We start from the raw sequence: 21125 nt of genomic DNA, 5'->3' as shown, positions 1-21125 counted from the left end.
TAATCACATAAAATTGAAAAAGGAGATAGAAGAATGTGGATTTTAAGTATTCTATGGTGGCGTAAGGGCTAAGGGATTGTCCACCGACAGGCTACGCAATGGGAGTAACCCGACTGACAGGCTAGGACATGGATGTCCTCACGGTCAAGGATGATGTTCCATTATACTAATCACATAAAATTGAAAAAGGAGATAGAAGAATGTGGATTTTAAGTATTCTATGGTGGCGTAAGGGCTAAGGGATTGTCCACCGACAGGCTACGCAATGGGAGTAACCCGACTGACAGGCTAGGACATGAATGTCCTCACGGTCAGCGGACTTTATCCGTTATACTGGTGACACAAAAACAAAAAGGAGAAAAGAGAATGTGGATTTTAAGTATTCTATGGTGGCGCAAAGGCTAAACGATTATAAATAAAACGAGGGAAAAGAATATCAGAAAGGAAGAAACAGTGTTTAAAAAAGTCAGCTTTCTAGGTAGGGTATAGCATGATAGAGAGTAATATTGAGAAAAGGTCAGAAAAAGTTTCTTATCTCACCTTGACCAATCCAACAGAAAAAGATTGTCTCGTATCTGTATGGGTGGACGGGAAGTTAAATAAACTAACGATGGTCAAAGGAAAAAGTCAAAAACAAATTTTATTAGGAAATATTCGCCAGGAAGCGGAGATTCTTATAAAAGAACAAAGATGATTTGGATTTTGTACTGGAGGTGCAAATGTGTGAAACAATCAAATATCTTAAGAAAAAATGAAGAATTTTCAGATGAGCAATATTGCCTGTATCATACACGAATTAAAAACACAGCCTTGTTGTCAACACATTTAGTTGGAAATATTTTTCATGCTCATAAAATGGTTGAAGACAGTGTTTATTGTAAGGGTGAGGTTTTACTGGAAGTGCGGTTACTAGGTTTATCCTATGAGTATATATGTCATGAAGATATAAAAGTAGTAAAGCAATATTGTAAAGATGGAGACATTGTTGATTACAATATGCCAATACTGCTTATGGAAAGGATGGAGTCATGATTTCAACAGTTATTTATGGCGGTCAAGGAAATGTGCAGTTGAAGCATCTGTTTCAGATGTTGAAATCAGCGAAAGGGCAACAAATTTTATCACAACTAGAGAGATGTGATAAAGAGTCCTATCAGTTGATTGAGAATGTATTAGACAAGAAGATAGGTTTGGATGATATCCATGCAGCGATGCTTGCTAATTTTCTCTATAATGAGTGGATAACAAATGGTGAAGAAATTTGTTCAGGTATGGCCTTTTCTGCCCATAGTGCAGGTATTTTTAATGTCCTCTTGACGACGAATAGTGCTAATTTTCGGGATATTGTTGATTTTATTAGGAAACGGGCTCGTTTGATAGAAGAACGAAGCTGTCCCGAAGAACTCTGGCTGTTGATGACAGAAAATTTAGCACTATTCTCAACAGAAGTGCTGGAGCAGCATGCAGAAAAATTCAAGCTAGCTATTATAACTGACAGTACTTCCGGAGTATTGGCAATGGATGAACAACACCTGCAGCTTTTAGAGGCTACCGCTAGTTCAGAAGGACATATTTATAAAATCAAGAAATTAGGTGTAAAGGCTCCGTATCATACAGGATTTTTAGACAAATCTTTTGATGATTATGTTCAACTTGTCAATGAGTTAAACATCGTACAAAACGACCTCTATGAATATATCTTTCACTATGAGGATTTAAGGGAAGAATTGTTGTATCAATGGAATCAAATGTTTAATTGGAAGGGAATCAAAGAGGATATTTTGCAACGTGGTGGAGAGGTTCTTGACCTATCACCGAATAAATTTATCTCAAAACAATTACTGAAAATGAAGCAAAAAGAAAAGAGGAATGTATGAAAGTAGCGATTGTTACTGGAGGAACACGAGGAATCGGAAAATCGATTACAACGGAATTGTATCATGAGGGGTATCAGGTTATTGCTGTATACAGTAGTAATGACGCAGCGGCTCTTGAATTACAAGAGCAATTGCCTGGTTTGGAAATCAGTAAATGTGATATTTCTGATTCGAGGGCTGTTCAAAAATTGGTCACTAAGATTTTTCGGATGTATGGACGAATTGACTGCCTTGTGAATAATGCAGGTATTATCAGGGATGGCTATTTCCTGATGATGTCAGAAGAAAAATGGATGGATGTTGTTAATATTAACTTGATGGGCCTAGTTAATATGACTAAAGCTGTGCTGAAAATTATGAAAGCTAAACGGATTCAAGGAAAAGTTATCAACATTTCGTCAACGAGTGGTGTGGCTGGTCAAGTGGGACAAGCAAATTACTCAGCGACTAAGGGTGCCATTGTTTCTATAACAAAGACTCTAGCGAAAGAATTTGCGCCAGATCAAATTAATATTAATTGCGTGAGTCCAGGTTTTATTGAAACAGATATGACGAATGAGCTGCGAAATAAAGAAGAAATCAAAGAACATATTATCCCTTTGCGGAGGTTTGGCCGACCAGAGGAGGTCGCATGGACAGTTGTCTTTTTAGCAAGTGAAAAAGCAAATTATATCACAGGAAAAAATTTTGTAATTGATGGAGGAATGATTAATGATTAATTGGAATGAAGAACGTAAGGTAATTAAAACGCGCCAGGAAGTGGTAGATGAAATTAAGGAAATTTTGATTGATTCTTTGATGTTAGAAATTGACAAGGATTTGATTATGAATGACCAACCTTTGTTTGGTCGTGGTTTGGAATTGGATTCCATTGATGCCTTGGAGCTTTCTATTGGGATTTCAACAACATTTGGTGTGGAATTAAATGATGATGACATGGCAGTCTTATCATCTGTCAACAAACTAGCAGACTTTGTAATTGAAAATAGTGAGGAACTCATTTGTGAAAGTTAATAGCGAAGAAATTATCAAGATGCTACCTCATCGCTATCCATTTTTACTAGTAGATCGGGTGCAAAAATATAAAACTGGTTTGATTGAATGCCGTAAAAATATCACTATCAATGAACCTTACTTTCAAGGTCATTTCCCTGGACGTCCAATTGTTCCGGGAGTATTGATGATTGAAATGGCAGCCCAATCAGCAGCCCTGCTTTATATCCTAGATTCACTTGGGGATGAGGGCGCAAGTCTTGAGGGACTGTCAGAAGCAAATGTTGCTGAAAAAGTTGGATATTTAGCAAGTGTCAAGAATTTTAAGTTTAAGAAAATTGTAACTCCAGGGGAGCAGCTAAATATTGTCTGCAAGTCCCAGTCAAAATTAGGGCAACTTTTGGAAATTCATGTTGTGATTCAGGATGAAAATAAAAAAGAAGTTGCCTCAGGAAGGATGCTGGTATCAGAGAATGGAAATTAGATTAAAAAATGTTCGAAAAAAATACGGCTCTTTTGAAGCTTTGAAGGGTGTTGATTTGGTCTTTGAAGAAGGGAAGTTTTATGGACTTCTGGGGCCAAATGGTGCTGGTAAAACGACTTTATTCAATCTTCTTATCCGGAACTTTAAACAAAGTTCGGGGGAAATTACCTGGGAGGTAGATGGGAAAGCTTTGTCCACCAAGGAATTTTACCGCCATATTGGGATTGTTTTTCAAAGTAATCGCTTAGATGACAACCTGACAGTTGAAGAGAACTTATTTTCTAGAGGTGCCTTGTATGGTTTATCAAAAAACCAGGTTCGAGATCGAATTGAAGAATTGAAAACATACTTGGATGTTTCTGCTATTAAAAAACAAAAATATGGAAGCTTATCGGGTGGACAGAAGCGAAAAGTAGATATCGCCCGAGCCCTATTGCCTCAGCCATCTCTCCTATTACTGGATGAGCCGACAACTGGCTTGGATCCCCAGTCACGCCATGATTTGTGGGCTGCCATTGATCAGTTAAATAAGAAGGCCAATATGACAGTTGTACTTATTACCCACTATCTTGAAGAGATGGCTGGTTGTGATGTTCTAAATGTTTTGATTGGTGGAAAATTGTATTATTCTGGTGATATTACCAACTTTATTGAACAACATTCAACGACCAACTTGAGTTTGACCATCGCACCAGAGCAATCGGTTAAATCGCTTTCAATATCGAAGTTTATAAACAAATGTCAGGTTCTTTCAGAGAGAGAAATTGTCTTTAAGGATGTTTCTGTTGAAGAGATGATGGAGATTATCTCAGAGAACCAAGATACATCTATTATTGAAAGCTTTAATGTTGAGTATTCAAACTTAGAAGCTGCTTATTTGAACCTGCTAAAAGAAAAAGAGGGGGAGAACAATGTTTGAATTAATTTCCAGAAATCGTAAGGTCTATACACGCGACCGTCTAGCTTTCTTCATGTCCTTTTTATCCGTCATCATCTTAATTTTAGTCTATCAAGTTTTTCTGGGACAAATTCAGATTGATGCCATCAAGGCAGCTTTAAATAGCGATACTGCCTCTAGCGATACCATCCAGATGGTCAATTATTGGTTGATTTCAGGATTGACAACGATTATTTCCATGACGAGTACCTTAGGAGCATTTGGGGTGATGGTTTCTGATAGAGAAAAGAAGTTGAGTGAAGATTTTAAGGTAAGTCCCATTTCAAATTTCAAGGTTGAATTGGCCTATGCCATCTTTGCTATTCTGTTTGGCATTATCATGACCATGTTCTCTTGTATCTTCGCCATTGGAATTTTTAATGGTTTTAGTTCCTTGCTTGATTATTCGATGATGGATTATCTTACTATTTTGGGCATTGTCTCATTGGGAACGGTCTTGTCATCTGCCATCATTCTGCCGATCTTGGCCTTTATTCGTACAAGCTCTGCTTTTACAACTTTGAGTACAATTGTCGGAACCTTTATCGGCTTCATTTCAGGAGTTTATCTCTCCATCGGTTCAGTTGGAGAAGCGTTGCAACAGGTCATGACCTGGTTCCCCCTTACACAAGTAAATGCCTTGTTGAAGCAAGTTTTGATGAAAGAATCGATTGCCCAGGTATTTGATAAGGCTCCCGCCTCAGTTGTAAATACTTACAAAGAGTCTTATGGAGTTGTGCTGCAGAATGCGAGTGGAGAACAGTTGTCAAATCAATTTATGTTGACTTACATTTCTATTGTTATTGTCGCCTTACTCCTACTCCACTTTATTATTAAAAAGGTCAAGAAATGAAAGAAGTTAATAAATTAAAGATTTCTGAGGCCTCCTCTGATGATTATGCAGAAGTGGTTGATTTGTTTAATAAAAATCAAGTGTATCAGTTTCCAGATGGCATCCCATTAACTGTGCAAGATCTAGACTTGACCATGAAAATCAAGGAGGTCACAAATTTATTCCTATTAAAAAATAATGGTAGTGTGATTGGAACCTCAGCTTTCTTCAAATTTATTACACATGAATGCCTGGATTGGGACAGTAGTTTTAGTGGCTTTTTGCTCATTGATTCAGAAAGTCGCAGCGGACAAGCGATTACTTATCTCTATAAAACCATTCTGGAAAGAATAACAGATTTAGGTATCGCCAATCTTTATACTGAAGTTAGTAAGTATAATAAGCCGTCCTTATCTTTATCAAAATTAAACGGCTTTAAAGAATATAGTGAAACTTATGAAGATATTTTACACTGCCGTTCATTGAGAAGCAATTTGCCCAAAATACTAAAAACGTTTCAAATCTCTGATTATCATGGAAAAGAGTATGATTTGTCAACCTTTCAGGTGCTGGAAGAGCTAGAAGATCCTTCCGAGAAAGAAACGCGCATTCGGACCATGATTTCAGATGAAGAAATCTTGTTCAAGGTGGCAGATAATGCAAGCCTGCCCTACTATCTCAAGATGGATTTATTTGAAATTGGCATTATGAAGGAAGGCAATCATTATCTTTTACGGGCTGAATTTTTGTCAGATGATGTGGAAAAAATTCGTGTCAAAGTTGGAAATTATCGATTTGAAACCTTAACTCGAAATAAATCCGTCATTCAACTGAATAAGCGCAGTGATAAATATTATGTCCAATCTAGTATTGTTACCAAGGATGGGAATATTGATGTTCAATTAGAACGACGAAAAGAAGTGAGTAGCCCAGCGGAAATTCCCTTAAATAGGAAATTTCAAGGCTATGATTTGTCAATCTCCCCAATGGGTAGTCTTAACTTTAGCAAACAAGGGCGAGTGCTTTTGGAAGATAGTTTTCTGCTATTTAGCCGTCCCTCTGATGCTTGTCTTGTAGTAAAAGAAGGCAAGGACAATGTCAAAATTAATCTTTCCTATCAGGGAGTTTCTATTCAAAAAACAATCACATTTGTCAATGATGAACAGATAACTTGTTCCTATCATGTGAATCAAAAAGAGAGGGACAAATTTCCAGACTTACTCAAACAAGCCTTCAAAATCTACCCTCAGGAACATTTGATCAGAGACGTGGATGGTTATCGTGCCAATATACCGGGGGGGTATCCAGTTGAGCATGACGATTTTATTCGCGCGGATGATTTTGAAGAGAAGATATTCAGTTATTACCTTCCTAGTGAGGGACAGGTCATCCATTATCAGCCACCTGGAAAAGCTAGTAACCAAATGCAGTTTAGACCCCTTTCGGTAGTTGATGGCGCAAATTTGACCAAGTTGACCTATCAATTCACAATTTCTTCGGTAGGTATTGGAACTAAGGCTTATGAGGTAAAAGGAAAGTGGGAAAAACAGCACACCCATCAAGCAACGACAAAAAATTTGTTAAAACAAGTCTACCGTATTTCTTTGGAGCAGGAAATGAATTATGGAACAAAGCGGATGATTGCAAATAGAAAGGAGTACCCCGCTAATAACCTAGTCTTATCTCATAATCAGATTGTCTTGCCAGACAGCTATGTTCCAAGGGATAGCGACTTGTATTCGATATCGTTTGATTATAAAATTCGTGGAGGAATTGAGCAACTTCGATACGGTGAGCGAGTCTCATATACTAATAAATCACATATTTTAGAAAACGATCAGGAGTTGTTGTTGTATGATGCGAGTCAAGATAGTTACTTAAGGTTTTTTGCAAAAGGCGGCGTGTTTTATTCCTACAGAGAAAACAATAGTTTAAAAGTAAGGTGTGTTTTTACAACTAAATCATCTCACGCTACTAACGTGAGTATTACAGAATATAGAAAGAGTGAAGAAAATGAATACATTATATAATACATTGAGAACAGACAAAGCCTATAAGGTTTATAAAGACTTCCTTTACGAAGTTGCTGGCGAAGAATATGAAGAAGTTTTGGATACTCTTTTGCCAAAAAATATCGTGTTTGCAGATACAGATACCTGTGGCTATACATTTTTACTAAACGAAGACGGGACAGTCTATGACGAGATCACTTTCTATAAGTTTGATGACAAGTACTGGATTGCCAGCCATAAAAAACTAGAAAGTTATTTTGAAAACACGGAATTTGATTATACACTGAAAGAAATTTCCGCGAATTACAAAATGCTTCAACTCGAAGGGAAGCATGCTGGCGAGATTGCTCAAAGATTTTATGAGTATGATATCTCTACTCTTAATTTCAGAGGTCTAGTGGAGATGTCCTACGAAAATCAGGATGGGTATCTTGTACGCTTTGGTTTTTCAGGAGAATTTGGCTACCAATTCTTCTTGCCAGTAGCTGTATTTCAACAGTTTGTAGAAGAAGTATGTTCAGATATTCCTGAATACAGTGATGAATTGGACGCTTACTTGCGGTTTGAGGTTGGCCAACCGATTACAGCTGTTTATCAACAGGAAGCCTACTCATTATACGAGTTGGGATATTCTTGGAACCTAGATTTCACAAAAGAAGATTTTAAGGGACGCGATAGTCTACTAGACAGTATCCAATCAACAAATTTGAAGAGTGTTGGTTTTGCATCTGAACAAAAAGTAGTTGCGGGAACACCAGTATTGTTTGATGATGAGCTTGTGGGTAAAATTTGCTGGGCAGCAGATAACAAAGGGCCTGCTGATACTTATCTGGGGCTAATGGTTGTTGACCAAGCATTTGCTCACGCAGGAGTCACCTTTGTAACAGAAACTGGCGAGGTATTACATACCCTATCAAGCCCATACCGTATCCCAGAAAGTTGGACAAAAGAATGAGTGTATATGTTAGTGGAGTAGGGGTCGTTTCTTCTCTCGGAAAGAATTATGCTGAGCATAAAAAAAATCTTTTTGAGCTGGAGGAAGGGATTTCCAAAAATTCTTACGAAAATCATGGCTTTGTGTTGGAATCATATACAGGGAAAGTAAAGCATGAACCTGAGGTTCCAGAACAGTACCAAAATGAGACACGCAATTTCAAATTCGCCTTTAATGCTTTTGAAGAGGCTCTCGCCTCTTCAGGCATTGATTTGAATGACTATAAAAATATTGCTGTCTGCTTGGGAACATCACTTGGCGGAAAAGTTGCTGGGCAAGAAGCGCTCTATCGCTTTGAGTCTGGTGATTATCAAGTAGAGGCCGAGTTGTTGGAGAAAACATCCGTTCACCATATTGCAGATGAGTTGATGGCGTATCATAACATCATAGGTGCGTCCTATGTCATTTCCACAGCCTGTTCTGCCAGCAATAATGCAGTTATTCTAGGGACGCAATTGTTACAGGACGAAGAATGTGACTTAGCAATCTGTGGAGGCTGCGATGAACTAAGTGACATTTCTTTGGCGGGCTTTACCTCTTTGGGAGCTATCAATACAGACATGGCCTGCCAGCCGTATTCTTCAGGCAAGGGAATTAACTTGGGTGAGGGTGCTGGGTTTGTTGTCCTAGTGAAGGATAAGGCGTTGGCCAAATATGGGAAGATCATTGGTGGTTTGATTACCTCGGATGCCTACCATATCACTGCTCCAAAGCCAACTGGAGAAGGTGCTGCTCAAATTGCCGAACAATTAGTGACCAAGGCTGGTATTGATTTCAAAGATATTGACTATATCAATGGCCATGGCACAGGTACACAGGCCAATGACAAGATGGAAAAGAATATGTTTACTAAACTTTTCCCATCAACAACTTTAATCAGCAGTACAAAGGGACAGACAGGGCATACTCTTGGTGCAGCAGGGATTATTGAATTGATTAACTGTCTTGCAGCCATTGAAGAGCAGACTGTACCTGCGACAAAGAATGAAATTGGAACAGACGGTTTTCCTGAAAATTTTGTTTACAATCGAAAAAGAGGACATAACATTCAGAATGTGCTGAACTTCTCTTTTGCTTTTGGTGGTAATAACAGTGGGGTTCTATTGTCTTCATTGGATTCGCCTTTAGAAACATTTCCAGCAGAAGAAAATCTTAAAATGGCCATCTTGTCCTCAGTAGGTTCTATCCAGGACGGGAAAGAATCTGTAGCACAGTATGAAGAAATTTCTAGTTCTTTTAATGATTTTAAAGCCATGCGCTTCAAAGGTGCGGTTCCACCAAAAACAATTAACCCGGCTCAATTCAGGAAAATGGATGATTTTTCTAAATTGGTTGCAGTGACAACCGCCCAAGCCTTGGCAGAAAGTGGTCTCAATCTAAAAAAAGTAGATACATCAAAAGTCGGGATATTGTTTACCACCCCTTCAGGTCCTGTAGAAGTTGTGGAAGGAATTGAAAAACAAATTACAACGGAAGGTTATGCTCATATCTCAGCTTCACGTTTCCCATTTACCGTTATGAACGCAGCTGCAGGGATGTTATCTATCATGTTTAAAATTAAAGGACCATTATCTGTCATTTCTACTAACAGTGGCACTATTGATGGGATTCAGTATGCTAAAGAAATGATGCGAAATGATGGGTTGGACTACATCTTGTTGGTATCGGCTCATCAGTGGACGGATATGAGTTTGATGTGGTGGGAACAATTGGGATACGATAGTCAAGAATATATTGGTGCAGATTATTGTTCAGTTCAGGTTCTTTCTCGTCAAGCGACGAAAGATCAATCGCTTGTCTTAGGAAGTAAACAGTTAAAATATAGTGGTAAAACCCTTGATGAGATTACAACTATTTTTGACAATTCGCTTCAAAACCTCCTGTCAGAACTGGGGTTGACCATGCAAGAGATCAAGGGATTTGTTTGGAATAATCGTAAGAAGATTGATAGCCTAGACTACTATTGCTTGAGTCAACTATCAGAGCGCTATCAGCTGTCAAACCTCGGTCAAGATCAATTTAGCTTCTCATCGAATGGAGCAGGAGAAGAACTAGATTACATTATGAATGCAAATCTAGCTGAAGGATATTATCTGGCGATTTCTTATTCAAAATTCGGTGGTATATCCTTCGCAGTGATTAAAAAATAGGTGACAGTATGAGTAAGTTTTTATTTGCCCCTTTTATGATGAACTTGGGTGAAAGCCAGCGGTTATCGAAATTGGCCAATCATCTATTTGAGCAAGGTCACGAGATTCATGTCATTGGGGAGCGGCACTATCCCTTTCTATTTGACAACGAAGCCTATACTATACACTATTGCCCAGAAGATGAAAAAATCTACAATAAAGATCGCTATGAATCCTTCTTCTCTCTCTCAACAGATTTCAATTTTTTATCAGAAGAAGAGATTGAAGGGGTTTGTTCGAGTGAAAGAGAAATATTGCGCCGAGAACAATTTGACGCAGTTATAACAGGATATCGCTTGACCATTATTACAAGTTGCCGTCTGGAAGATACACCCTTAATCTGGATTATTTCAGGAGCTACGCACATCAGTGAGATTGTTGAAAATGCAGATGGTATCCTACCAAAAAGGAAAATAAGTCGCGAGAACAGTCAGTTGTCAAAAAAATTTGTTGAAAAATTGATAACCTCCTATTCAACCAACGTTAAAACTTGGAACAATTATCTGAAAAAGCAAGGGGGGGTACCGTTTAAGAACGCTTTAGAATTATTCTCTGGTGATCTTAACTTGGTTGCTGATTATTCCAAATTCTATGATTTTGCGACGGATTCCAGTTACAAAACGATTGGCCCTATCTTGATAGATGAAGTAGGTTTTACTAATCCTATGAAAAAAAGTAACAAAAAAATATTACTCAGTTTTGGGACGTCCTTTAAAGTTTCCTGGGTAGAAGGATTTTTGAAAACTTTACCAACAAACTATCAGTATATATTGACAACTTGTGGGGAAGAAATCAAATTGCCAGGTCCTCATATTGAGCCAGTTGACTTTGTTGATTTTGAAAAAGTGGGGAAGGATATTCACTTTGCAATAGTCCATGGCGGACAAGGAACGGTCTATGCTATGGCTTCTCAAGGCATTCCTTTCATAGGTATTCCTTTCTTCAATGAACAATTTTGGAACATAAAAAAGTTCAGCCAACAGGATTGCGCCTACTTAGTGAAAGATGCCAATGATGTTGTTATTGAAGAAGTTATTTACAATTTTGAACAACATTACCCAATGTTCAAGGAAAATATAGTAAAATTGAGTCATAATATAAAAAACGAATCAAAAGAATCCTTGAAAAATGCGGAGGCTGAGATTGAAAAGTTTATTAGAGGCAGACAAGTTTAATTACCTTATTGTTTATAAAAACAGGGATAAGGAAAATTTGGAGAATATCTTATCTGGTGAACGACTAGAAAGGTACCATCAGGCCAATCGACCTATCACTAAGTACAAACTGTTATCAGGAAGCTACTTTATTTACAACTGTCTAAAAGGTTTGGGTTTTTCGGAAGAAACTTGTCAAGAAGCCTTTTCTACTAAAAGTAGCTATTTGATTAACCTGCCCGAAGGCAGAATTAGTTATTCAAATTCAGGAGACTATCATGTTTTAACCTATTCTTTCGTTGATGAAACAGGGGTTGATATTGAGGAATATAGAGACAGATCGGAGATGACCTATCGAAAATTCCTATCCTTATCTGAGGAAAGTAAGGGAGATTACAAGTTATTGTTTTATCAAAAATGGCTGGAAAAAGAGATTATTTTTAAGCAAAAACAAGCTAAAGATATTCACTATTTTACTCTGGAAGATTATCTAATTGGCTATGCCTTTACTACTCCCAAAAAAGTAAAGTTTGTTCAATTGCTGGATTTAACGACTGGTGGATTTGTCGAGATGTCTCTCTCGGATAAGGCTATGGAGAAGTAGCTAAACGAATAATGGACCTTATTTTTCAAAAATAAGGTTACGATAAGGCTGGGAATCAATGGATTTCTGCCTTTTTTCTTTCCCTAATTCATGATATAATAGGGAAGATCATTTTTTGACATGGAGAAAAAGACATGAGCTTCTACAATCACAAGGAAATCGAGCCCAAATGGCAACAATATTGGGCGGACAATCACACTTTTAAAACAGGAACAGATGCCTCAAAACCTAAGTTTTATGCCCTGGATATGTTCCCTTATCCATCTGGTGCGGGTCTGCACGTTGGCCACCCTGAAGGCTATACTGCGACCGACATTCTCAGCCGTTACAAGCGGGCCAAAGGTTACAATGTCCTTCATCCCATGGGTTGGGATGCTTTTGGTCTGCCAGCGGAGCAGTACGCGATGGACACAGGTAATGACCCAGCAGACTTTACAGCTCAAAATATCGCGACCTTCAAGCGTCAGATTAACGCCCTTGGCTTTTCTTACGACTGGGACCGTGAGGTCAATACGACCGATCCAAACTATTACAAGTGGACCCAGTGGATCTTCACCAAGCTCTATGAAAAAGGCTTAGCCTACGAGGCAGAAGTGCCTGTTAACTGGGTAGAGGAACTGGGAACAGCCATTGCCAATGAAGAGGTTCTACCTGACGGAACCTCAGAGCGTGGCGGCTATCCCGTTGTCCGCAAACCTATGCGCCAATGGATGCTAAAAATCACAGCCTATGCAGAACGTTTGCTCAACGACTTGGAAGAAGTTGACTGGCCAGAGTCTATCAAGGACATGCAGCGCAACTGGATTGGTAAGTCAACTGGTGCCAATGTCACCTTCAAGATTAAGGACACCGACAAGGACTTTACCGTCTTCACCACTCGTCCAGATACCCTTTTTGGAGCAACTTACGCTGTTCTTGCCCCTGAGCATGACTTGGTCGATAGCATTACTTCGCCTGAGCAAGCAGAAGCAGTAGCTGACTACAAACGCCAAGCCTCTCTCAAATCAGACCTGGCCCGAACCGACTTGGCCAAGGAAAAAACAGGAGTCTGGACAGGTGCCTATGCCATCAACCCTGTCAATGGAAAAGAAATTCCTATCTGGATTGCGGACTATGTCCTAGCTAGCTACGGTACAGGTGCCATCATGGCCGTGCCTGCCCATGATGAGCGGGATTGGGAATTTGCCAAGCAATTTGATTTGGAGATTCTTCCCGTTCTGGAGGGTGGCAATGTAGCAGAAGCGGCCTTCACAGAAGACGGACCCCATATCAATTCGGACTTTCTCGACGGTCTCAACAAGGAAGATGCCATTGCCAAGATGGTAGCCTGGTTGGAAGAAAAGGGCTTGGGTGAGGAGAAAGTTTCCTACCGCCTCCGAGACTGGCTTTTCAGCCGCCAGCGTTACTGGGGTGAGCCCATTCCAATCATCCATTGGGAAGACGGCACCTCCACAGCTGTACCAGAAAATGAATTACCGCTAGTCTTGCCAAAAACTTCTGACATCAAGCCTTCCGGCACGGGTGAATCACCGCTGGCCAATCTGACAGACTGGTTGGAAGTGACCCGCGAAGATGGGGTCAAGGGTCGCCGGGAAACCAACACCATGCCCCAATGGGCAGGATCCAGCTGGTACTACCTGCGCTACATCGACCCTCATAACAACGAGAAATTGGCTGACCAAGACTTGCTCAAACAATGGCTGCCTGTTGACATCTACGTCGGCGGTGCTGAACATGCCGTTCTTCACCTCCTCTATGCTCGTTTCTGGCACAAATTCCTCTATGATATCGGTGTTGTTCCAACCAAGGAACCCTTCCAAAAGCTCTTTAACCAAGGGATGATTTTGGGAACCAGTTACCGAGATAGCCGTGGGGCCCTGGTTGCGACCGACAAGGTGGAAAAACGGGATGGCTCCTTCTTCCATGTCGAAACTGGGGAAGAACTGGAACAGGCGCCAGCCAAGATGTCCAAATCCCTGAAAAACGTCGTCAATCCAGATGATGTCATTGACCAGTATGGTGCGGATACCCTGCGTGTTTATGAGATGTTCATGGGGCCGCTGGATGCGTCTATCGCTTGGAGCGAAGAAGGCCTGGAAGGTTCGCGTAAATTCCTAGACCGGGTTTACCGTCTTCTGACCAACAAGGAGCTGGTAGCGGAAAACAATGGCCACTTGGACAAGGTTTACCATGAAACCGTGAAAACAGTGAGCGAGCACATCGAAGGGCTCAAGTTCATTACCGCCATCGCCCAACTCATGATTTTTGTCAACGCAGCCAACAAGGAAGACCAGCTCTATGTCGAATACGCCAAAGGCTTCATCCAGTTGCTGGCGCCATTTGCCCCACACTTGGGTGAGGAACTCTGGCAGCTGGTAACGGGCAGTCAAGAGTCCATCTCTCATGTGGCGTGGCCAAGCTATGACGAAAGCAAGCTAGTGGAGAGCGAAGTGGAAATCGTTGTCCAGATCAAGGGTAAGGTCAAGGCCAAGCTCATGGTTCCAAAAGATGCCAGCCGTGAAGAACTGGAAAGTATCGCCCTTGCAAATGAAAAAATCCAGGCCGAAGTAGCAGGCAAAGAAATTGTGAAGGTGATTGTGGTTGCAAACAAACTCGTCAATATCGTTACAAAGTAACGATGGCTTCGTTTGTTTGTCTATTTCCAACCTTCCACAGTCTATCCGTAGACTATCGAAGCCAACTAAATTGGTGAATATTGTTGTCAAATAACCAAATTATTTGCTCATTTCCAACCTCCAACAGTTCACTGGACTGTTGGAGCCAACCAAACTCGTCAATATCGTTACTAAGTAATGAGTATGTCATTCAAGCAAGGAAATTTCCTTGCTTTTTTTCTTAAAAATCATCATTTTTTAAAAGATTTCTTGGCACTTTTCTTCCTATATATAGGAGTTTTTCCTTGTATATTGCGATGAAATATTTTTGCAAAAAACGCTTGCATTTCCCGGCGGAAGTGCTATAATATTCGCAAATAGGAGGTGTTGTTATGGACATGTTTCTCAAATTTTTCCTTGGGATTGTTATCATAGCAGGGCTGGTTTATTTCATCATAGCTTTGAGAAAGAAGCTGATTATGCCACGTGTGGTGGATGCCAAGGGCCGACAGGCGGTCAATTATTTTATTGACTTTAAACATGTGGATCTTCCTGACTTGGAAGGAGATGCGGCCTTCTTGGAGCTGGCGACTGTCAAGTACAAAACAGGAAATGGTTACTGTGTCGCATCGACTGTCAACGATGCTAGGTTGAAAGAGTTTATCAAAACCAACTATCAACTGGAACCAAGCCAATTCACCGTGACGACTCGCCAAATGCTTTATTAAAAAGAAAATAGAAAGTAGGCAGTATTATGTTTGAAATTATTTCTTCAATATTATTTTTGTCACTAAATGTAGGATTAGGCTACTATTGGTATTACATGCATTTTATTTTTCCTAAGAAACACGGCGTTCCTTATATCATTCAATTTGATCAAGTAGAAATTGCGCCTAATATTAGGGAGAATAGTAACTTGAAAGGTAAGATTGAAATTATTAGCCAGTCTCCTGATAACCTGACTTGGGAAGTTAGGAGTAAAGTAATTAATGAGCGTGTGATTAAAAGGACGCTTATGGATGATTACAATTTAGCAGATAGGCAAGTTCATATCTCTGGGGAAGCACGTTGGGCATACGAATAATATTTAAGGAGGAGCTATCATGTTTACCTATCGTATCGATTTTAGCAAGGGACTGAATGTCCCAGATTTGTCCACCAATCCTAAACTTGCAGATGTCTTGACCTTTGATATCAAGCATAAGGATTGGTATGTCGTAGGCAGCAAGCTCAATGATGTTGCCCTGCGCCAACTGTTGATGGAGGAGTACAACCTTCCCATGAAAGATGTGGTTGTGACCTCCACTCGGATCTCTTTTGGGGCAGCGGCTACTTCCTAGTGAGAAGCTAATTTTACATAGAGTTTGGAACAATTGTTGTTCCAGGCTCTATTTTTTCGTTTTAGATGCTAATAGGACAGTGGTTGATTGGCTTTAACAGTCGGGGGAGTGAAACAGCTCGGGGAACTGTTTCAGCCCGAACACAGGTATGAGGAAGCGAGGTAAGGAAAGCTGGAAATAGATTTTGTGAAGCAAATCTCAGCTGTTCGTGTATTAGGCTCAGTAGTCGCCCTATACGAATGATGCGAACTAAGTTCACCTTGCCTCCAACCTCCAAAGGGTTCCCCAAACCTTTAGAGTTGTTCTGCTATCTTTGTATCGGTCTGAGGGATGATTTAGGAAATTTCCTTTGTCTGGTCACAAAATTTCCGTAGTGATACGGAAATAGTTAAGATTTCCTTTGTAAGCGTATTCAGTTATAATAGACATGTAAACCATCATATTTTTTAAAACGGAGGAAGCTTTTATGGTTAAAGCACTTATTGTCTGTGCAGCGGGTATGTCATCATCTTTGATTGCAAAGAAAACAGCAGCACTTTTGAACGAGCAAGGTTTCGCTATCGAGATGGACGCCGTCAGCGTTCCAGAAGGGAAAAAACTGATTCAAGACGCTGTCTACGACCTCTATCTGGTAAGCCCACAGACCAAGATGCATTACCAACAATTGGTTGATGAGGGCGCAAAAGTGGGTCGCCCAGTGGTTCAAATTCCACCACAAGCCTACATCCCCATTCCGATGGGTATTGAGAAAATGGCTGCCCTGGTGAAGGAAAGCCTCTAAAGGGATGTGACTGTTGAGCGAAAATAATCTAAATCTATCAGTAGAGGTTCTAATATCAAACATAAGGAGCTCCTATGCTACATCAAAAAGAAAAAATGATTTTGAACTATTTATCGCAAGACAGCAGTCGCTATGTAACCAGCAAGGAATTGGCCGACCATCTGTCCTGTACGGATCGGACGGTTCGGACCTATTTAAAAAATGTCAGTCAGGAATTGACAAAGCTTGGTGAGGGGGTGGCGATCGAGTCCAAACAGGGATTTGGTTACCGCCTCTCCATCCAAGATGAAAAGCTGTATCAGCAATTCTTGGCCGACTACCATATCCAAAATGGCATGGCCAATGCTGGTATTTCAGACCGCCATCATTTTATCCTCAACAAGCTCCTGTTTGAGCAGGAAGGGCTTCTCTTTGAAGACCTGATGGACCAGCTCTTTGTTAGCCGCTCCACTCTGTCAGCGGACTTCAAAAAGCTCCGCCAACTCTTGGAAAAATACCACCTGACCATCGAAAGCCGGGCCAATAAGGGAGTCTATGTTTCTGGCAGCGAGCAAGACAAGCGCCATTTTATTATGGACTATTTCTTCAGTGGCCAGTTCATGAAAAACATCCACCAATATGTCCGTCACGATGTTCTCAAGTTGCCCATCAACTTTGAAGAACTGACCATGGTCATCCTGGATGAATCCCGCAGCCAGGGCTTGAAATTATCAGACTTTGTCATTCAAAATCTGGTGGTCCATATTGCCCTCGCCATCAAGAGGCTGGAATCTGGTTTTCAGATTTCTGCCATCGAATTGGACCCAGAGCGCTATGAAAAGGAAATATTGGTGGCCAAAAATATCCTTCATCGGATCCGTTTGGTGACCCAGATTGATTTTCCCCATAGCGAGGTCAACTATATCGCCCTTCATTTGATTTCCAAGGGGCAAAAGAGGGAACGGTCGGTAGAAGATGGCTCGACCAATCAGCTGCGTCAGGAGATTCTCAGTGCGCTTCAGCGCCTGGATAAGGAAACGGGCTATCATTTCAGCGGGGATTTCACCCTGTCAGAAGGCCTCTTAACCCATCTGGAAGTTCTGATGGAGCGTCTGGAAAATGATGTGCATCTGGACAATCCGCTGCTGGAAGATATCAAGTCCAATTATATAGATGCTTTTAGCCTGACCAGGACCATGCTTTCCTATTTGGACATGATTCAGGTAAACCAACTGTCTGAGGATGAAATTGCCTACATTGCCCTCCATATCATGGCCGCCCTCGAGCGCTACAGGGAGGAGCATAAGCCCAATGCCCTGGTCATCTGTGCCACTGGTTTTGGCAGCGCCCAGATGCTGCGGCACAGAATTCAAAACGAACTCAGTCAGTATGTCAATGTGGCTGAAATGGTTGGTTACTACGACATCAACGATGAAAAGTTGGAAGGTGTTGACTGTATCATTTCGACCATTGATTTATCCAATTTAGTCTTTGCCATCCCGGTCTATAAGGTCAGTGTCTTTCTTAAGGAAGAAGAAGTGACCTACATCAAGAAGGAATTGTCCAAGCTGACGGCCAAGAAGTCCAAGCAAAATCTCCGAGTATCAAAGGGAAAATTGACAGATTTCTTTGATGACTATTTTTCCAAGGACTACTTTGCGATTCTGGAGGAGACGGACAAGGATGCGGTTCTGCGCCATCTGGTCGCCCTCTTAAATGATAGCAGTGATGACCAGTATGAGCAGGAAATGCTTGATTTGATGAGTCAACGGTCCAAGATGAGTACGGTGGTCTTTGATGAGACCATTGCGGTCCCTCATCCTATCAAGGCCTTGGACAAGGACCATAAAATTGCGGTTGCCATTGTCAAAAACGGTCTGGTCTGGGATGATTATTTCAAACAGATCCAACTGGTCTTTCTGATCAGCTCCTCCATTTACGGCAATGAAGGACTGGCAGATATTACCAGAGGCATCGTTGACTTGGTTGACCTACCAGAATTAAAAGAAAAAATGGTTGCCTGTCAGGATTTTGAAGAGTTTAAAGAACTGTTTCTCAGTCTTGACCAAGATAGATAAGTAGAAAGGAAGATTATGAATACAGAAGAACTTCAAGTAGCCGCTTTTGAGATTATCTTGTATAGCGGTAATGCCCGTTCTACGGTCCATGCAGCCTTTGCAGATATGCGCGAAGGCCAATACGAGGCAGCAGCTGAAAAATTGGAGGCTGCCAACGAGGAACTGCTCCAGGCCCATCACGCGCAAACCAAGCTCTTGAATGAATATGCCAATGGAGTTGAAATCAAAATTGAAATCATCATGGTTCATGCTCAAGACCATTTGATGACCAGTATGACCCTGCGCGAAGTCGCCTTGGAAATGCTGGAATTGTACAAAAAAGTGAGCTAGTTAAAAAGTTTCCTTGTATAGGAAAATGACGGATTGGAGGATTGTCACATGACAGACCAGGAAAAAGCAATCATAGAAGAAAGACGAAAAGAGAATGCCATCAAAACTCTGTTTTACAATCGCTATTTTGCCATTCGGTACATTAGTGCGGCCTACCTCTTTGTCAATCTCTACTGGGCGGCGGTTCTGTATATGACCCAGGATTATCTGGCCATGCTGGTGCCAGTAGCCATGCTTGTCTTTGCAGGACTGACCATGTGGGAACAGTTTAAGATGTTCACGCGCAACCAAGAGCAGGCTAAGACCACCTACCGTTTTTATCAGACGGTTATTGGGGTCAACAGTATCCTGGCCTTGGTGACCCTAACCGGTCAAATCGGCTTTTTATACCCCTTCCTGCAGGACACACAACAATCCATCATTGCCCTCCTTTTGGTACAGGGAGTCGGCATCTTGCTGGCAGTTTGGATCCTCTCCAAACTCAACCGCATCAACAAGAATGCGGACAAGCAGTATCTTCGTTTGAAGCAGTATTTGGCTGCTCATGAATAATTTTGCAAACATTTATAAAAAAATTTAGGAGGATCATATATGTTTGAACTTTTAGAAAAGTACCTCATGGGTCCAATGGGGAAGGTTGCGACCTATAGACCTGTCCGGGCCATCGTGGCTGCCGGGATGGCTTCTATCCCCTTGACCATCGTGGGTTCGGCCTTCCTTGTCCTGGGTGTCATTCCCCAAGCCTTTCCCTTCCTAGCGGATATCTGGGCTGGCTCCTTTGACAAGTTTGCGGCCTTGACCCTCTTGGCATACAAGTGTTCCATGGGTATCTTGTCTCTCTACTTTGCCTTGGTCTTTGGTTATGAGTACACCAAGATTTATGCAGAGGAAGAAGGTCTCAACTTGTCTCCAATGAACGGTGGAATTTTGGCAGTCTTTGCCTTCTTCATGACTATTCCTGAGCTGACTTGGACCGATGGTGCGATGACCTTGGTGACTGGCGAAACCACTGTCAACGGCTGGACCGTTGGTGGTGATAGCTTGGCTCGTCTCGCTACATCAGGCCTCTTTACAGCCATCCTCATGTCTGTCTTGGCCGTGCAACTTTACCGTCTCTGTGTGAAACGCCAGTGGGTCATCAAGATGCCAGAAGCGGTTCCAGAAGGGGTATCACGTTCCTTTACAGCTTTGGTTCCAGCCTTTGTGGTAGCCATTACCGTTATCTTCATCAATGGAGCCTTTATCTTTATGGGAACAGATATCTATAAGGTCATTGCAATCCCATTTGCCTTTGTAGCAAACATCACTAACTCTCTTCCAGGTATCATCGTTATCTACTTCTTGGTACACGCTCTCTGGATCGTGGGTATCCACGGTGCTAATATCGTTATGGGTCTGGTTAACCCAATCCTCTTGGCCAATATGGCAGCCAATATGGATGGTGGTAATTATGCCTTTGCGGGTGAGTTTACCAATGCTTACGTTACCATCGGTGGTTCAGGTGCGACCCTTGGTTTGACCCTTTTCATCGCCTTCTTTGCTAAATCTGAGCAGTTGAAGATGCTTGGTAGAGCATCAATCGGTCCAGCTATCTTCAATATCAATGAGCCAATTATCTTCGGTATGCCGGTTGTTTACAACCCAATCTTGGCGATTCCATTTATCCTTGCACCGATTCTAACGGCTTCAATCGCCTTTTTGGCCGTAGATTATGGCTTGGTTGCCAAAGCCATTGCTCAAACTCCATGGCCAAGTCCAGTGGGTATTGGAGCAATGATGGGTGCTGGAGGTGACTGGAAAGCAGCAGTACTTGCCATTGTTTGTGCATTAGTTGCCTTCCTTATCTGGTTCCCATTCATCAAAGTTTACGATGCAAAACTTGTTAAAGAAGAACAGGGTGCAGCTTAATTTCATGGAATTTCAAAG

General features: G+C 41.3%; 22 protein-coding genes. All 22 read left to right on the top strand.

Annotated elements, in window-relative coordinates; genetic code table 11:
• Positions 1-490: 490 nt before the first annotated feature.
• The 22 genes from ACEYCN_RS01800 (at position 491) to celB (ending at position 21107) form a co-directional block, all read left to right on the top strand.
• Positions 491-694, top strand: a complete 204-nt coding sequence (locus ACEYCN_RS01800; RefSeq protein WP_373712592.1) for a hypothetical protein — start codon at positions 491-493, stop codon at positions 692-694.
• Positions 695-723: 29 nt separating this feature from the next.
• The gene (locus tag ACEYCN_RS01795) at positions 724-1032 is read left to right on the top strand and encodes a cylX protein (protein ID WP_373712591.1); all 309 of its coding nucleotides are present in this window, start codon (positions 724-726) and stop codon (positions 1030-1032) included.
• A complete protein-coding gene (locus ACEYCN_RS01790) occupies positions 1029-1877 on the top strand; it encodes a CylD (RefSeq protein WP_373712590.1) in 849 nt (282 codons plus the stop codon). Before ACEYCN_RS01795 ends, ACEYCN_RS01790 begins: the two co-directional genes overlap by 4 nt.
• A complete protein-coding gene (gene fabG, locus ACEYCN_RS01785) occupies positions 1874-2596 on the top strand; it encodes a 3-oxoacyl-ACP reductase FabG (RefSeq protein ID WP_373712589.1) in 723 nt (240 codons plus the stop codon). Before ACEYCN_RS01790 ends, fabG begins: the two co-directional genes overlap by 4 nt.
• Positions 2589-2891 (top strand): phosphopantetheine-binding protein, encoded by a 303-nt coding sequence (locus ACEYCN_RS01780; RefSeq protein WP_373712588.1) that lies wholly within the window; start codon positions 2589-2591, stop codon positions 2889-2891. The genes fabG and ACEYCN_RS01780 overlap by 8 nt, the downstream gene beginning before the upstream one ends.
• A gap of 19 nt (positions 2892-2910) precedes the next feature.
• Complete coding sequence (gene fabZ / locus ACEYCN_RS01775; protein WP_373712594.1) at positions 2911-3354, top strand: 3-hydroxyacyl-ACP dehydratase FabZ; 444 nt, start codon at positions 2911-2913, stop codon at positions 3352-3354.
• Positions 3344-4273 (top strand): ABC transporter ATP-binding protein, encoded by a 930-nt coding sequence (locus ACEYCN_RS01770; RefSeq protein WP_373712593.1) that lies wholly within the window; start codon positions 3344-3346, stop codon positions 4271-4273. The genes fabZ and ACEYCN_RS01770 overlap by 11 nt, the downstream gene beginning before the upstream one ends.
• Positions 4266-5144 (top strand): ABC transporter permease, encoded by an 879-nt coding sequence (locus ACEYCN_RS01765; protein ID WP_373712587.1) that lies wholly within the window; start codon positions 4266-4268, stop codon positions 5142-5144. Before ACEYCN_RS01770 ends, ACEYCN_RS01765 begins: the two co-directional genes overlap by 8 nt.
• On the top strand, positions 5141-7153 hold the full coding sequence (locus ACEYCN_RS01760; protein WP_373712586.1) for a cylE protein: 2013 nt from the start codon (positions 5141-5143) through the stop codon (positions 7151-7153). The genes ACEYCN_RS01765 and ACEYCN_RS01760 overlap by 4 nt, the downstream gene beginning before the upstream one ends.
• A complete protein-coding gene (locus ACEYCN_RS01755) occupies positions 7137-8090 on the top strand; it encodes an aminomethyl transferase family protein (protein ID WP_373712585.1) in 954 nt (317 codons plus the stop codon). Before ACEYCN_RS01760 ends, ACEYCN_RS01755 begins: the two co-directional genes overlap by 17 nt.
• Positions 8087-10279, top strand: coding sequence for a beta-ketoacyl synthase N-terminal-like domain-containing protein (locus tag ACEYCN_RS01750; protein ID WP_373712584.1), 2193 nt, complete (start codon positions 8087-8089; stop codon positions 10277-10279). The genes ACEYCN_RS01755 and ACEYCN_RS01750 overlap by 4 nt, the downstream gene beginning before the upstream one ends.
• An 8-nt stretch (positions 10280-10287) precedes the next feature.
• Positions 10288-11493 (top strand): glycosyltransferase, encoded by a 1206-nt coding sequence (locus ACEYCN_RS01745; protein ID WP_373712583.1) that lies wholly within the window; start codon positions 10288-10290, stop codon positions 11491-11493.
• On the top strand, positions 11462-12076 hold the full coding sequence (locus tag ACEYCN_RS01740) for a CylK protein (protein ID WP_373712582.1): 615 nt from the start codon (positions 11462-11464) through the stop codon (positions 12074-12076). The genes ACEYCN_RS01745 and ACEYCN_RS01740 overlap by 32 nt, the downstream gene beginning before the upstream one ends.
• A gap of 134 nt (positions 12077-12210) precedes the next feature.
• Positions 12211-14712: a leucine--tRNA ligase gene (gene leuS / locus ACEYCN_RS01735; RefSeq protein WP_373712581.1), complete on the top strand. Its 2502-nt coding sequence runs from the start codon at positions 12211-12213 to the stop codon at positions 14710-14712.
• Between the two features lie 377 nt (positions 14713-15089).
• A complete protein-coding gene (locus ACEYCN_RS01730) occupies positions 15090-15419 on the top strand; it encodes a hypothetical protein (protein ID WP_373712580.1) in 330 nt (109 codons plus the stop codon).
• 26 nt (positions 15420-15445) lie between these two features.
• Positions 15446-15775, top strand: a complete 330-nt coding sequence (locus tag ACEYCN_RS01725) for a hypothetical protein (protein WP_373712579.1) — start codon at positions 15446-15448, stop codon at positions 15773-15775.
• Between the two features lie 19 nt (positions 15776-15794).
• Positions 15795-16031: a hypothetical protein gene (locus tag ACEYCN_RS01720; protein WP_373712578.1), complete on the top strand. Its 237-nt coding sequence runs from the start codon at positions 15795-15797 to the stop codon at positions 16029-16031.
• A gap of 466 nt (positions 16032-16497) precedes the next feature.
• Positions 16498-16812: a PTS cellobiose transporter subunit IIB gene (locus ACEYCN_RS01715; protein ID WP_373712577.1), complete on the top strand. Its 315-nt coding sequence runs from the start codon at positions 16498-16500 to the stop codon at positions 16810-16812.
• Positions 16813-16886: 74 nt separating this feature from the next.
• Positions 16887-18869, top strand: coding sequence for a transcription antiterminator (locus ACEYCN_RS01710; RefSeq protein WP_373712576.1), 1983 nt, complete (start codon positions 16887-16889; stop codon positions 18867-18869).
• 15 nt (positions 18870-18884) lie between these two features.
• Complete coding sequence (locus ACEYCN_RS01705) at positions 18885-19199, top strand: PTS cellobiose transporter subunit IIA (RefSeq protein ID WP_373712575.1); 315 nt, start codon at positions 18885-18887, stop codon at positions 19197-19199.
• 48 nt (positions 19200-19247) lie between these two features.
• On the top strand, positions 19248-19751 hold the full coding sequence (locus ACEYCN_RS01700; RefSeq protein ID WP_373712574.1) for a hypothetical protein: 504 nt from the start codon (positions 19248-19250) through the stop codon (positions 19749-19751).
• A 39-nt stretch (positions 19752-19790) separates the two neighbouring features.
• A complete protein-coding gene (celB, locus tag ACEYCN_RS01695) occupies positions 19791-21107 on the top strand; it encodes a PTS cellobiose transporter subunit IIC (RefSeq protein WP_373712573.1) in 1317 nt (438 codons plus the stop codon).
• Positions 21108-21125 lie beyond the last annotated feature (18 nt).

This window comes from Streptococcus sp., assembly GCF_041802885.1.
Taxonomy (GTDB): Bacteria; Bacillota; Bacilli; order Lactobacillales; family Streptococcaceae; genus Streptococcus.
The sequence above is the reverse complement of the archived record's forward strand: the minus strand, read 5'-3'. Positions and strand labels throughout refer to the sequence as shown.